The sequence below is a fragment of the Mesorhizobium onobrychidis genome, assembly GCF_024707545.1.
In the GTDB taxonomy this organism is placed as follows: Bacteria; Pseudomonadota; Alphaproteobacteria; order Rhizobiales; family Rhizobiaceae; genus Mesorhizobium; species Mesorhizobium onobrychidis.
This window is the reverse complement of the sequence record NZ_CP062229.1, coordinates 5,042,092-5,055,628: the sequence shown is the minus strand read 5'-3', so window position 1 is coordinate 5,055,628 and position 13,537 is coordinate 5,042,092. Positions and strand designations below refer to the sequence as shown.

The 13,537-nt window shown below is 63.9% G+C and carries 14 protein-coding genes; 9 read left to right on the top strand and 5 right to left on the bottom strand.

All coding sequences use genetic code 11. From position 1 onward, the window contains the following. Nucleotides 1–18: 18 nt before the first annotated feature. The 3 genes from IHQ72_RS25130 to IHQ72_RS25120 all read left to right on the top strand — a co-directional run bounded on the left by IHQ72_RS25130 (nt 19) and on the right by IHQ72_RS25120 (nt 3,921). Complete coding sequence (locus IHQ72_RS25130) at nt 19–2,028, top strand: glycoside hydrolase family 127 protein (protein ID WP_258117981.1); 2,010 nt, start codon at nt 19–21, stop codon at nt 2,026–2,028. A gap of 110 nt (nt 2,029–2,138) precedes the next feature. After that, nucleotides 2,139–3,302, top strand: a complete 1,164-nt coding sequence (locus IHQ72_RS25125) for a putative hexosyltransferase (protein ID WP_258117980.1) — start codon at nt 2,139–2,141, stop codon at nt 3,300–3,302. After that, nucleotides 3,289–3,921 (top strand): hypothetical protein, encoded by a 633-nt coding sequence (locus IHQ72_RS25120; protein ID WP_258117979.1) that lies wholly within the window; start codon nt 3,289–3,291, stop codon nt 3,919–3,921. Before IHQ72_RS25125 ends, IHQ72_RS25120 begins: the two co-directional genes overlap by 14 nt. Nucleotides 3,922–4,021: 100 nt before the next feature. Here the strand turns inward: IHQ72_RS25120 and IHQ72_RS25115 are convergent, their stop codons facing one another. Genes IHQ72_RS25115 through IHQ72_RS25105 form a run of 3 tightly spaced genes read right to left on the bottom strand, consistent with a single transcriptional unit; the run spans nt 4,022 to nt 6,102 of the window. Continuing rightward, complete coding sequence (locus IHQ72_RS25115; RefSeq protein ID WP_258117978.1) at nt 4,022–4,462, bottom strand: GtrA family protein; 441 nt, start codon at nt 4,460–4,462, stop codon at nt 4,022–4,024. Next, nucleotides 4,455–5,147 (bottom strand): class I SAM-dependent methyltransferase, encoded by a 693-nt coding sequence (locus IHQ72_RS25110; protein WP_258117977.1) that lies wholly within the window; start codon nt 5,145–5,147, stop codon nt 4,455–4,457. The genes IHQ72_RS25115 and IHQ72_RS25110 overlap by 8 nt, the downstream gene beginning before the upstream one ends. Continuing rightward, on the bottom strand, nt 5,122–6,102 hold the full coding sequence (locus IHQ72_RS25105; RefSeq protein ID WP_374120280.1) for a glycosyltransferase family 2 protein: 981 nt from the start codon (nt 6,100–6,102) through the stop codon (nt 5,122–5,124). Before IHQ72_RS25105 ends, IHQ72_RS25110 begins: the two co-directional genes overlap by 26 nt. A gap of 438 nt (nt 6,103–6,540) precedes the next feature. On the opposite strand from IHQ72_RS25105, the gene IHQ72_RS25100 reads away from it, so the two are divergent. The 6 genes from IHQ72_RS25100 to lpxK all read left to right on the top strand — a co-directional run bounded on the left by IHQ72_RS25100 (nt 6,541) and on the right by lpxK (nt 12,140). After that, the gene (locus IHQ72_RS25100) at nt 6,541–7,884 is read left to right on the top strand and encodes a TldD/PmbA family protein (RefSeq protein ID WP_258117976.1); all 1,344 of its coding nucleotides are present in this window, start codon (nt 6,541–6,543) and stop codon (nt 7,882–7,884) included. Continuing rightward, a complete protein-coding gene (locus IHQ72_RS25095; RefSeq protein ID WP_258117975.1) occupies nt 7,871–8,680 on the top strand; it encodes a 3'(2'),5'-bisphosphate nucleotidase CysQ in 810 nt (269 codons plus the stop codon). The genes IHQ72_RS25100 and IHQ72_RS25095 overlap by 14 nt, the downstream gene beginning before the upstream one ends. Before the next feature lie 76 nt (nt 8,681–8,756). Then, entirely contained in the window at nt 8,757–9,002 is a 246-nt protein-coding gene (locus tag IHQ72_RS25090; protein ID WP_029354097.1) for a DUF4170 domain-containing protein, read from the top strand. Between the two features lie 6 nt (nt 9,003–9,008). Then, nucleotides 9,009–9,797 (top strand): lysophospholipid acyltransferase family protein, encoded by a 789-nt coding sequence (locus tag IHQ72_RS25085; protein ID WP_258117972.1) that lies wholly within the window; start codon nt 9,009–9,011, stop codon nt 9,795–9,797. Further along, nucleotides 9,794–11,110 carry a lipid IV(A) 3-deoxy-D-manno-octulosonic acid transferase gene (gene waaA, locus IHQ72_RS25080; protein ID WP_258117971.1) on the top strand — a complete coding sequence of 439 codons (1,317 nt, stop codon included), beginning with the start codon at nt 9,794–9,796 and terminating at the stop codon, nt 11,108–11,110. Before IHQ72_RS25085 ends, waaA begins: the two co-directional genes overlap by 4 nt. 1 nt (nt 11,111) lies before the next feature. Beyond that, nucleotides 11,112–12,140 carry a tetraacyldisaccharide 4'-kinase gene (lpxK, locus tag IHQ72_RS25075; protein WP_258117970.1) on the top strand — a complete coding sequence of 343 codons (1,029 nt, stop codon included), beginning with the start codon at nt 11,112–11,114 and terminating at the stop codon, nt 12,138–12,140. Nucleotides 12,141–12,226: 86 nt separating this feature from the next. Here lpxK and IHQ72_RS25070 read toward each other — a convergent pair whose 3' ends face one another. Together IHQ72_RS25070 and IHQ72_RS25065 are read right to left on the bottom strand one after the other, a co-directional pair. After that, a complete protein-coding gene (locus IHQ72_RS25070) occupies nt 12,227–12,460 on the bottom strand; it encodes a DUF2093 domain-containing protein (RefSeq protein WP_095496171.1) in 234 nt (77 codons plus the stop codon). Nucleotides 12,461–12,603: 143 nt separating this feature from the next. Continuing rightward, nucleotides 12,604–13,530, bottom strand: coding sequence for a LysR substrate-binding domain-containing protein (locus IHQ72_RS25065; RefSeq protein WP_258117969.1), 927 nt, complete (start codon nt 13,528–13,530; stop codon nt 12,604–12,606). Nucleotides 13,531–13,537: the final 7 nt, after the last annotated feature.

Here is a 13,537-nt window from a genome sequence, read left to right as displayed (position 1 = left end):
TCGAACCGGAGTAAATTGATGACCGCATCGCAATCCGTCAGTCAGGGCACTACGCCGGGCCAAACCGGCAAGTTGGGCAAGCCAAAACTCGCCTTCCGTCCGCTGCCCGTGCCGCAGGTCGAAGTGCGAGGCTTCTGGGGCGACCGTGTCGATGCCGTCGCCACCAGGACCGCCGATATCCTCTATGACCGCTGCGTCGAGGCGCGCATGCTGGAGCAGATCGACCCGGACCGGCCATCGCCGGGCGTCGTCATTCCGTTCCACTCACCCTCGCCGGACGAGGCAGCCACCGCCGGCAGCGAGTTCACGGGATCTACGGTGACGACCCAGATGTTCTGGGACTCCGATTGGGGCAAGACCATCGAGACCGCCGCCTACTCGCTCTATCGCCGCCGCAATGACGAGCTGGAGCAGAAGATCGACGCCGTCATCGACATGTACGGCAAGCTGCAGCAGCCCGACGGTTATCTCTCCAGCTGGTACCAGCGCATCCAGCTCGGCTTGCGCTGGACCAATCTGCGCGATTGCCATGAACTCTATTGCGCCGGGCATCTGATCGAGGGCGCGGTCGCCTACTACCAGGCCACGGGAAAACGCAAGCTGCTCGACATCATGTGCCGCTATGCCGACCATATCGCCGAGACGTTCGGTCCCGAGCCCGGCAAGAGGAAGGGCTATTGCGGCCACGAGGAGATCGAGCTGGCGCTGGTCAAGCTCGCGCGGGTCACGGGCCAGCAAAAGTACATGGACCTGGCAAAATACTTCATCGACCAGCGCGGGCTTGAGCCGCATTATTTCGACGAGGAGGCGCGGGCCCGCAGCGTGGACCCAAAAGCCTATCATTTCAAGACCTACGAATACAGCCAATCGCACAAGCCGGTGCGCGATCAGGACAAGGTCGTCGGCCATGCGGTCAGGGCGATGTACCTCTATTCGGGCATGGCCGATATCGCGACCGAATATGGCGACGACTCGCTGCGGGTGGCGCTCGACCGGCTGTGGGACGATCTCACCACCAAGAACCTCTACATCACCGGCGGCATTGGACCGTCGTCGCACAATGAGGGCTTTACCGCAGACTACGATCTGCCCAATGAAACCGCCTATGCCGAGACCTGTGCGTCGGTCGGATTGGTGTTCTGGGCGAGCCGCATGCTCGGCATGGGACCCAATGCGCGCTATGCCGACATGATGGAGCGAGCCCTCTACAACGGCTCGATCTCAGGCTTGTCGCTCGACGGCTCGCTGTTCTTCTATGAAAATCCGCTGGAAAGCCGGGGGAAGCACAACCGCTGGAATTGGCATCGCTGCCCGTGCTGCCCGCCCAATGTCGGACGCATGGTCGCTTCGATCGGCAGCTATTTCTACGGCCTGTCGGACGATGCACTCGCCGTCCATCTCTATGGAAACAGCACGGCTCGTTTCGATATCGCAGGCCGGCACATAGAACTGACCCAGGCCAGCAATTATCCGTGGGACGGGGCAGTCTCGATCGGCGTCGAACCCGAGGCGCCGACGACATTCACCTTGCACCTGCGCCTGCCGGCCTGGTGCCGCAAGGCGGCGCTCAAGGTGAACGGGGAGGCGGTCGATCTGGATGAGGTGACCAGCGACGGCTATGCCGCGATCCGGCGCGAATGGCGCAAGGGCGACCAGGTCGAGCTCGACCTCGAAATGGCCGTCGACCGGCTCTATGCCAATCCGCAGGTGCGGCAGGACATCGGCCGCGTCGCGCTTGCCCGCGGCCCGCTGATCTATTGCGTCGAGGAGACCGACAATGCCGGCCAGCTGCACCGCATGGCCTTGCCACATACGGCACAGATCGAGGCGCGTGAGGAGCCCAACCTTTTGGGCGGCGTCGTGACGCTTTCGGCTGTTGCCAGGAAAGAGGTGTTTGAAAACTGGGACGACGGCCTCTATCGCACCGAACCGCCGGCGGTGGACGAAGCAAAAATCACCGCCGTGCCGTATTTTGCCTGGGACAACCGCGACCCCGGCGAGATGCTGGTCTGGCTGAGAGACTCGTGATCCGGGACGAAGATGATGCCGCCGACGAAAGGGGTGTCTTGAATTTGCCCCGGCGGCGCTAATTTAGAGGGGGAGAGTGGCGCCAGCCACTCGAATGGGTGGAGGCAGAGTTGGCGCTCGAAGATGTCGCGTGTCTGAGCGCTGGCGGTCGCGCCATGGTCCTGACCGTCGCAGCGGTGCCGTTGCTGTTCGTGATCAGCGGACTGGCCATTCGCTATGCGGCATTTGCTTCGGTGTCGGAGGAACCAGGTTTCGCGGCTTATGCCCGTGCGCTGTGCCGGTGGGATTGCGCCTGGTATATCGGCATCAGCGAACAGGGTTACGAGCGCTTTCCCATTCCAGACCACAGCAATGTCGGTCGCTGGGGCTTCTTCCCGCTCTATCCGATGCTGGTGGCGGCGATCCGGTCTGTTTTCCCTTTCCCTACGATACTGGTCGCCACCATCATCTCCATTGTCTGCAGCTACGCCGCCTGTCTGGTGGCGTGGCCGCTGCTCGAGAAGAACATGCGGGCCTATGTGCTGTATTGCGCGTTTCTGCTCAGTGGCCCGTTCTCCTCTCACTTCACGACTTTCCTGAGCGAACCGCTTTTCGTGCTGCTGACCTCGTGCGTTTTTCTGGCGCTCAAGCGCTCCAGCTATCTCGCCGCGGGCGTTTCATCCGCGCTACTGTCGGCGACGAGGCTGGTCGGGATTTTCGTCATATTTGCGACCGTCATTCAAATGTTCAGGGAGCACCGCCAGCAGGGCGGATCGACGCTGTCTTTCCCACACTGGGTGCTCGGCCGACCTGATCTGCTGGTCGCTATCCTTATCTCGCCTGCGGGCCTGTTCGCTTACATCCTGTTTCTTTACCTTACGGTCGGGGACGGCTTTGCGTTCCTGCATGTCCAGCGCGCGTTCGGACGGGTGGCCGGCAATCCCCTGGTCTTTCTATGGGACGGGCTCTCAGCGGTTCCGACCACCGGCTGGCTGCCCACGGCGCCGCAATGGAGCGCGCTCGCCGCGATCACCGGATTGGCGCTGTCGGCCGTTCTGGCCGCTCGAAGGCAATATGGCGCGGCACTCTTCTGCGCGCTCGGTATTATCCTGCCGCTGATCACCAACCTGGCCTCGATGGTCAGATATGTCGTTGGGCTTGCGCCTCTGACTATGATGCTCGCCGTCCTGTTGTCGGCGGCGAAGCTCATTTGGCTCGCGGCTTTGGTTCTCTTCCTTGGCGCCTGTTATTTCATGACTGTGGCGTGGATCGGAGGCTATCTTGCCCTGGTCTGATATTCCGGCCCCGTATCGGCGCGCTGCCTCGCTCGGCGGCTACGCGCTCGCGGCGGTCCTGGCCGGGTCCGAGATCGTCATCCTTGCGCTTGCTCTCAATCCAAACGTCAATGCCGATTATCGCGCCTATTACATCGATCGGACGACGACCTGCCTCAATCGCGATGCCGTCGGCAGCTACACACTTGGCCAGACGGTATCGTTCCGGAACGACGGCGCCAAGCAGGCAGCCGACATAAGGGTCTGTGGCTGGTCGGGACCCGTCGCCGACGGCACCCATTCCCTGGGCGAGACCTCGCGGCTTCGCGTGAAGATACCGCCGCTGCGCAACGGGCTGGCCGCCACGCTGCAAATAGCCGCCGTCATTCGGCCACCACAGATCACGCAAAGGGTGGTGATCTCGGTGAACGGCGTTCGGGCACATGCGGTGACGCTGTCCGGCAAAGAACCAAGAGCGGTCTCGTTCGTCATTCCGTCGGCGGCGCTCGCCAAGGCCGATACACTCGAAATTGCCTTCGATTATCTCGACGGCATTCCGCCAACTCCGGCCGCCAGCAACATCTATAAGCGCTCCATCAAGCTGGTGTCGTTCCGTCTCGATGCCATTGAGACGGATTAATGCATGTCGCGCAAAAGTGTGCAGCGGTTTTGCGATAACGACATGCATAAAAATAACAACCTAAAGCGCGTCGCATGAGGCCGGTCAAACGCGACGCGCTTTAGGTAGAGCGGTCGCCTTGCTGGCCGGGTCTTCGCTGCGCAAAAACCCAGCGGTCGAGCATGAGAAGATTGACCGCTGGAACAAGCAGGCATGTAACCAGAATGGCAATGATGGGCGGCAGGCCGAGTTTTGCCGTCAAAAGCGCCGGCGCGGCGTAAGCCACGGCAAAGCCTGTCGCCGTCAGCAGGACAAAACGCGCCGCTTCCGATCGATGCGATCCGCTCGACATGAAGGTTACTGATTTGTGGGCGAAATACGAAAACACGGCAGCCGCGGCGTAAGCCGCAAGCGAGGCCTGGGCAGGCGAGAAGCCGATCCATTCCGATTCGACCAAAGCGATAGCCAGGACGGCATACAGGATCGTCGCAGCGATGCCGACCAACCCGAAGCGCGCCAGCAGCTTCAGCCCTGTGCGGGCGGTTGAACGGCCCTCAGACATGCGCGCTGCACACGTACTGGGCTCCGAGCGGTAGGGGCGCGAGCAGGCGCTCGAGTTTTCTGGCAAAAGGCCTGGCCGACGGCAGCAGCAGGAAGTGCTCGGATCGGATATCCCTGAAGCCCGTCTCCTGAAAGAGGGACCTTGCCTTGGCAGCCTTGAGCAGGACCGCATCCTGGTCGAACGGACACCTGAACACCGCAAGGCGCGTCAGCGGATTATAGGGATTGTGCTCGATGATGCAGGCGACGCCGCCCGGCCGCACAACGCGCCGCATCTCCCGGAAGAAATCGAGCCAGGAGACGGGCGGAACGTGATGAACGACGCAACTGGCGAAAGCCAGATCGAACGCGCCGTCCCCATAAGGCAGGCTCGGCGTCGTACAGGCGCGGTAGGTCACACGTGGATTGTCCTGGCCGGCGCGCAGGATCGATTCTTCCGAGACGTCGCAGCCATCCAGGCGCTCGAAGACGCCTTCGAGATAAGGGTGGAGCGACCCGACGCCGCAGCCGACATCCAGCGCCCGCACACCGGCACCACCCTGCCGAAGCCTTCGCTCGACCACGAGACGCCGCAGCAGGTCGGCTTTGGCGATAAGAAAGAAGTCGTGCCTGAGGCCGGAAAACCGGATGGATCCTGCGACCGCCTCGCCATAATTTGATTTATAGCTGTCGAAGAGTTCGGCCATCAGCCGAGGCTCCGTTCCTGGGTTTTCGAAACGATCGACGGCTCTCACCCGGGGTGGCGGAATGCACTGCCTTGTCGAAGCCGGCGACCCGATCGATCACGTAAAGCGGACGGCGTTTCACCTCGGCGTGTATACCGCCGACATAGAGTCCGACCACGCCGGTCATGAAAAGATTGATGCCGCAAAGGAGCGACACGATCACCACGGTGGATGTCCAGCCGGCAATGATGCCGGTTTCAAAAATCCAGGCGAAGATAGCGTAAGCACCGAACACCACCGCAAGCACGGAGATGGCCAATCCGCCCCACAACGCGATGCGCAGCGGCTTCTCGGAGAAGCTGACGATGCCGTGAACGGCAAGGTGCATCATCTTCCAGAATGGGTATTTGGTCTGGCCAAGGGTCCGCGCGGGACGTTCGAAAGGCACCGCCGTCTGCTTGAACCCCATCCAGGCGAACATGCCCCTGACGAAACGGTCGTGTTCGGGCATTTGCTTGAAGGTTTCCAGAGCCTTGCGGCCGACCAGGCGAAAATCGCCGACATCGCGCGGGATGTCGACCGACGTCATTTTCTCCAGCAGACGGTAGAAGAGACTCGCCGTAAAGCGCTTGAACCAGGATTCGCCCTCACGCTTGACGCGGCGGGCATAGACGATCTCGAAGCCTTCCTTCCACTTCGCCACCAGATCGAGAACCACCTCCGGCGGGTCTTGCAGGTCGGCATCCATGACGATGACGGCATCACCCGCAGCAGCGTCCATGCCGGCCGTGATCGCGACCTGGTGGCCGAAATTGCGGGAAAGCTCGATCAGCCGGAAGCGCTGCTCGACGGCGACCATGTTTCGAAGGTATTCGACGCTTCCATCGAGGCTTCCGTCATCGACGAAGATCGCCTCAGCCTCTCCATCCAACCTGCAGATCAGGGAGTTGATCCGCTCGATCAGTCGAGGCAGCACCTGTTCTTCATTGTATATGGGAAGGACCAGCGAATACCGCGGCGGCGACACGTTCACCGCAGTCCTGATGCTTTGGATCACAGAGTCTCGCATGCGGTTGAAAATGGAACGCAAGCTACAAAGTTCCAAGGACACACAAGAAATCGCTAAATTTAGCGGTTTCGGGCAGGTGCCGATCATGCGTGGGAAAGGACAAAGGCGTTACCGCAATCGAACGTCCGCATGTGGTCGGAGCACGGCGTCAATGGGCCATCGGCCAGTCCGAATTCGCCCCGAAGCAGCCTTTGAGGACCCGCTCCGATCATGCCGCCCAAAACCGGGTGTCTGCTGGCCGATCTGCCCCGTTTGCCACTTCTGCCATTGCACAAGCCTCATCGGAACAATAGATGGTGCGGAGCGGCCGCCCCTTATAGCCGGCGGAAAAACAGGATCACGCGCATGACCGATACGCTGGACCCAGCGAAATTGACCGACCGCGTTGCGGCCCTGGTCGAGGCTGCCAAACGGGCCGGCGCCGACGCCGCCGACGCGGTTGCGGTGCGCGGCCGTTCGACCGGCGTGTCGGTGCGGCTTGGCAAGGTCGAGGGTACCGAGGCGTCCGAGAGCGAGGATGTCTCGCTGCGCGTCTTCGTCGGCAAGCGGGTTGCGAACGTCTCGGCGACGGCCGCGTCGGATCCGAAAGCACTGGCCGAGCGTGCCGTAGCAATGGCGAAAGTCTCGCCCGAAGATCCCTATCAGGGCCTCGCCGATCCAGCCCTGCTGGTCAGGAAGCCGCGCGACCTCGATCTGTTCGACGCGACGGAAGTCTCCGCCGACCAGTTGAAGGAAGCAGCGCTGGCCGCGGAAGCGGCGGCCCTTGCCGTCAAGGGCGTTACCAATTCGGCCGGCAGCGGCGCCAGCGCCGGGCTTGGCGGGCTGGTGCTCGCCACCTCGCACGGCTTTGTCGGCCACTATGTCGCCTCGCGTTTTTCGCGCTCGACCAGCGTCATCGCCGGCGAGGGCACCGGCATGGAGCGCGATTATGAATTCTCATCGCGCCAGCATTTCTCCGATCTCGACGCACCCGAAGACATCGGCCGCAAGGCCGGCGAACGCGCCGCGCGGCGCATCGGCGCGCGCAAGGCGGCGACTGGGCCGGTCGATGTGGTGTTCGACCCGCGCGTCGCCCGCGGCATCGCCGGTCATCTTGCCGGCGCCATCAACGGCGCGTCGGTCGCGCGCAAGACCAGCTTTCTGCGCGACATGATGGGCAAGCAGGTAGCGGCGGTCGCGATCACCGTCACCGACGAGCCGCTCCGGCTCCGTGGCCAGGCGTCGCGCCCGTTCGACGGCGAAGGCATCGAGGGCGAAAAGCTGCTCATGGTTGAGAAGGGCGTTTTGAACCACTGGTTCCTATCGACCTCGGCCGCGCGGGAATTGGGGCTGACCACCAACGGGCGCGGCTCGCGCAACGGCTCCTCCGTCTCGCCGTCGTCGACCAATCTTGCCATCGAGCCGGGCGAGCGGACGCCCGAGGACCTCATCAAGTCGCTCAAATCAGGCTTTTACGTCACCGAAGTGTTCGGCCAGGGCGTCGACATGGTGACTGGCGAGTACAGCCGCGGCGCTTCCGGCTTGTGGATCGAGAATGGCGAACTCGCTTATCCGGTCGCGGAAGTGACCATCGCCTCGAACCTGAAGACCATGTTTCTCAACATGGTTCCGGCGCGCGATCTCGATCGCAATTTCGGCACCGCCGCACCAACGCTGCTGATCGAAGGCATGACCCTTGCTGGAGCTTGACCAGGTCACTTCCGCCGCCGGGGCTCGCGAGGATCTGCCGCTGCTGCGCGACGCTGCCCGCGAGGCGGGTGCCATCGCCATGCGCTATTTCGGCAACAATCCGCAAGTCTGGATGAAGGGCGGCACCTCGCCGGTGAGCGAGGCCGATCACGCCGCCGACGCTTATCTGCGCGAAACCTTGCTTGCAGCGCGGCCGGACTATGGCTGGCTGTCGGAGGAAACGGCCGACGATCCGGCAAGGCTTGCCGCCCGCCGCACCTTCGTCGTCGATCCGATAGACGGCACGCGCGGCTTCCTCGAAGGCCTGCGCTCCTGGTGCGTCAGCGTCGCGGTGGTCGAGGACGGCCGCACGCTTGCCGGCGTGCTCGAATGTCCCGCCACGGAGGAGACCTATTGGGCGCTGCCCGGTGAGGGGGCGTTCCTGAATGGCCGTCGCATTGCCGTGCGCCGCCCGGCAGCGATGGTCGAAATTGGTGGGCCGAAGCCGTTGATCGCCCTGATGCCGGCGGAATGGCAGGGCCGGCTGGGCCGCGTGCCCTATATTCCCTCGCTCGCCTACCGGCTGGCGATGGTCGCCAATGGCAGGCTCGACGCGACCTTCGTCAAACCCAACGCACATGACTGGGACATCGCCGCGGCAGATCTCATCCTGCGCGAGGCCGGCGGCGCATTGCTCGACCAGAGGGGTCGCGCACCGCGCTATGCCGGCGAAGTGATCCACCACGGCGCGCTGGTTGCCGGCAGCGGCGAACTGCTCGCCGTCCTCTCCGCCGTCGTCGCAGGGCTGGACGGTTGAACATATCATCAATGGTTCCAAAGTCGGCGGCTTTGGTCTAGACCTGTCACAAACTCACGATATGTGAAGGACCGACATGACCGCGGAAGACGGAAAGAAGCAGCTTTTGCACCTGGTGTTCGGCGGCGAACTGAAGACGCTGGGCGGGACAGAATTCCGTGATCTCGACGCGCTCGACATCGTCGGCATCTATCCGGATTATCAATCCGCGCAAACGGCGTGGAAAGCCAAGGCCCAAGCCAGCGTGGACAACGCCCACATGCGTTATTTCGTCGTTCACCTGCACCGGTTGCTCGACCCCGACAACAAGGCCGCCGGTTGACATTTGATGGATCATGAAGCCGTGAAAGGGCCGGCCACGAGGCCCGCGGTCGGAGGGCGCCGCGGTGGCACCTCGAAGACATTCTGGCGCAAAATACGCGAACCGCTGGCGCAATCGCGATTCGTCAAGAACGCCATCGCCAGCCTGTTTGCGCAGTTCGTTCGCCTCGTCCGCCTGACCAACCGTGTCGTCGACGGATCAGCGCAGATGTCGGGCGGCGCCTACTCGGAGTTCGAACCCGGCATCATCGCGCTGTGGCACGGCCAGCATCTTCTGACTCCGGCCTACTATCCCAGGGGACGGCCGCTGGTGGCCATGGTATCGCGTAGTGCCGATGCCGAGCTCAACGCCCTGATGATCGAGAAGTTCGGCATCGAGGCGGTGCGCGGCTCGGGCGGACGCGAAAGCTCGAAGCGTCGCGACAAGGGCGGCGCCAAAGCGCTGATCGCCCTGAAAAAGTCACTCGCCACCGGCAAGAACGTCGCCATGATCGCTGACATTCCGCATGGCACGCCGCGCGACGCGGGGCTTGGCATCGTTCTCCTGGCGCGGCTTTCGGGCCGCCCGATCCTGCCTGCCGCCATCGCCACCAGCCGCCGCAAGGTGCTGGAGCGCAGCTGGGACAAGACCACGATCAACCTGCCGTTCGGCCGCTCCTCGATCGTTCTGGGAACGCCGGTTTTCGTTCCGGCCAATGCCGATGAGGCCGAAATGGAACGCAAGCGCCAGGAGGTCACGGCCGCGCTCAACGCCGCGACCGCCGAGGCCTACCGCCTCGTGGATGGCTCGAAATGAGCGAGCGCTGGGCGCGCACCTTCCTGACGGCGTATCGTTTCGCCGGCGCAGCCGCCTACCCGCTGATCGGGCCCTATGTCGCCTGGCGCACCTCCAGGGGCAAGGAAGACCGAATTCGCCGGCGCGAGCGCTATGGCATCGCCGGGCGGGAGCGCCCCGACGGGCCGGTGATCTGGATCCATGCGGCGAGCGTCGGCGAGACGATCGCCGTCGTGCCGCTGGTCGAGAGCATTCTCGACTACGGCGTCAACATCGTGCTGACGACGGGGACTGTCACCTCCGCTCAGGTTGCCGACGAACGGCTCGGCAACCGCATCATCCACCAATATGTGCCGCTCGACCTCAAGCCGGCGGTCAGCCGCTTCCTCGATCATTGGCGGCCGGACCTGGCGATCATCGCCGAATCGGAGATCTGGCCGATGACCATCCTGGAGCTCGGCGCGCGCCGTGTGCCGCAGGTGCTGGTCAATGGCAGGCTATCCGACCGTTCATTCAAATCCTGGAAGAAGCGCGCCAACATCGCCGAGGCGCTGTTCGAGAATCTCGCCCATGTCGTCGCCCAGTCGGACGTCGACGGCGAGCGCTTCCTCTCGCTCGGCGCCCGGCCGGTCACCGTATCCGGCAATCTCAAGGTCGACACCACGCCGCCGCCGGCCGATGAAAGGGCGCTGTACACGCTGAAGCGCCAGCTCGGCGCCCGCCCGACCTGGGCGGCGATCTCGACCCATGACGGCGAGGAGGTGGTCGCTGCCGAGGTTCACGCGATGCTGCACAAGCGTCACCACGGTCTTTTGACGATCGTCGTGCCGCGCCATCCCGATCGCTCAGAAGCGCTCGCCGCGCAGATTTCCGGCATGGGCCTGAAAGTCGCTCGGCGCAGCAAGGGCGACCGGATCACCGCCGATACGGACATTCTGCTCGGCGACACGATGGGCGAGATGGGGCTTTATCTCCGGCTGACAGAGATCGCCTTCGTTGGCCGTTCGCTCACCTCCGAGGGCGGCCAGAACCCGCTGGAGCCGGCCATGCTCGACACGGCGGTGCTGGCCGGCCGCAATGTCCAGAACTTTCGCGAGACCTATCAGCGCCTGCTCGACAGCGGCGGCGCCAAGCTGGTGCGCGACCGCGACATGCTGGCCGGCGCCGTCAATTTCCTGTTGAGCAACGAGGTGGCTCGCCATGAGATGATGGCGGCCGGCGCGGCGACCGTCGACGAGATGCGCGGTGCGCTGGCGCTCACGTTGAAGTCGCTCGAACCCTACATTCAGCCGTTGGTGGTCAAGTCGCGCCTCAAGGGCGCCAACGGCCGCTAAGGTGGCCAGCGAAGCGCCCCCCTTCTGGTGGGAAGAACCGGACTGGCGGGCGCTGGCGCTGGCGCCGCTGTCCGCGATCTATGCGCTCGTTGCCGGCCGCCGCATGCGCTCGGCCGCGCGCGAAAAGGTCGAGGCGCCGGTGCTGTGCGTCGGCAACTTCACCGTCGGCGGCACCGGCAAGACGCCGGTGGCGATCGCCCTGGCCCGGCAGGCCAGGCGCATGCAGCTCAATCCCGGTTTCCTGTCGCGCGGCCATGGCGGCTCCTTCGCTCAGCCGCATGTCGTCGATCCGCATCACGACGCCGCCAAGCATGTCGGCGACGAGCCGCTGCTTTTGGCCGAGCACGCGCCGGTCGCAGTGACGCCGAACCGTGCCGCCGGCGCGCGCCTTCTGCTGGAAAAGCATGGCTGTGATTTCCTGATCATGGATGACGGTTTCCAGAGCGCGCGCATCCACATCGACTATGCGCTGGTCGTCGTCGATGCACGCTACGGCGTCGGCAACGGCCACGTCATTCCTGGCGGTCCGCTCAGGGCTGATATCGTCGACCAACTGGTTTTCACCAGCGCGCTGCTGAAGATGGGCGAGGGCCTCGCTGCAGATGCGGTCGTTCGTCAGGCGGCGCGTGCCGGCCGGCCGATCTTCGAGGCGCGTACACGGCCAAGCAGCAAGGCGGGGCTGGCCGGCAAGCGATTTCTCGCCTTTGCCGGCATCGGCCATCCCGACAAATTCTTCGACACGGTCCGTGAGGCCGGCGGCGAGGTTGCGCTGACCCGGTCGTTTCCGGACCATCATTTCTATGGCGAGGACGAGCTTGCCGAACTGTCAGCGACAGCGCGAGGTGCCGGACTTGGGCTCATCACCACCGCCAAGGACGCCGCCCGGCTGCGCCACGATGCCGCGTCCGCCGATTTCCTCGGACAGCTCGATGTGCTGGAGATCGACACCGTGTTCGATCCCGACCACGTGCCTGAACGCATCATCGACGAGACGCTGGATGCCTGGCGGCAGCGCAAGCTGAGGGGTTGAAAGGCCTTCGGCGTCGCGACGGCAGAACCTTTTGCGGAATGCTGGCGGGACAGGATCGCTACAGAGCGGCTTTCATATGCGTCAGACTAGCGCCGGCTGCGCATTTCGGGATGTGCCTCGATCTCGCGGCGCAGCGAGGCCGCGGCACTCACATAGGGCTCCTGCCTGGCGACGCTCCAATATTTGAGTTCATCGAGCGGGATGCTTTCTCCGGTGACCGCGCAGCGCACGAAAGCGCCGGGGCTGGTCACCTGGAAGTCGCCGTCCAGGTAGCGGATACGGGCTTCCTTGCCGCCGGGGCCTTCGAAGCGGTTCATCATGACATGGAGCCAAGGTTCATGACGATGTCATCGCCACAAAATGCCGGCAAGGTCAAGCTTAGAGCGAGACAAGATTGGCTCTGGTCGGCTCTGTTTCAGACGACAACCAGCCGACCAAGCCGGCAAAGTGGATGTCCGGCATCCTACTGCTCGGCTACGATGAACTCCTCGATCTTTTCCGCCGCCAGCCCGGCCTGGGCCGCGATGCGCCGGGCAAGCTCGGCGGCGGCGGCGCGCGGTCGCCCTGTAGGCCGGTCGAGCCAGTAGGATATCGGGCTGAGAACGATGCGATCGTCCACAGCGACGATGCGGCCTGACTTCAGTTGATGCTCGATCATTGGCGGCCGCGCCAGCGCGATGCCGAGACCATGGGCTGCGGCGTCGAGCACCAGATTGTAGTCCTCGAAGCGGCGGTCCTGCGCACGCGGGCGATAGTCCATGTCCTGCGCGGCAAACCAGGCGCGCCAGGCCGAGGCGTCCGAATCATTGATCAACGGAAATTTGAGCAGCCGGGCAGGGTCGCCACGGCCGATCTCGCGGGCGAGGTCCGGCGAGGCGACCGGAAACACATGTTCTTCGAAAAGCTGCACCGAGACGCGGCCGGGAATGCGGCCGCGTCCGCAGCGGATCGACAGATCGATGCCGTCATCGGCAAGGTCAGCCTGGCGGATGTCGACGTCGAGCACGATGCGCAGCTTGGACGGATTGTTTTCCAGCGCCGCCATGCGCGGCATCAGCCACAGCCCGCTGACCGAAGGGATCGAGGTCAGCCGCACCACGGCGGTGCCGCGCGGTTCGACCCAGCGGTCCGAATTGCTGGATATCAGCGCGAAGGCCTCAGTGGTGCGCAGATGCAGGCGGTTGCCTTCGATCGTCAGCGACACCCCACGCGCGCCGCGATCGAACACTTTCAGCCCGAGCCAGTCCTCGAGCTTGGCGATCTGCCGGCTGACGGCGCCATGGGTGATGTTGAGTTTTTCGGCAGCCGCCGAAAAGCTGCCCGTCCGCGCCGCGGCGTCGAAGGCGCGGAGGGTTTCGAGCGGCAGTATTGCGTCCGAGCTGTGATCCATAGTCACA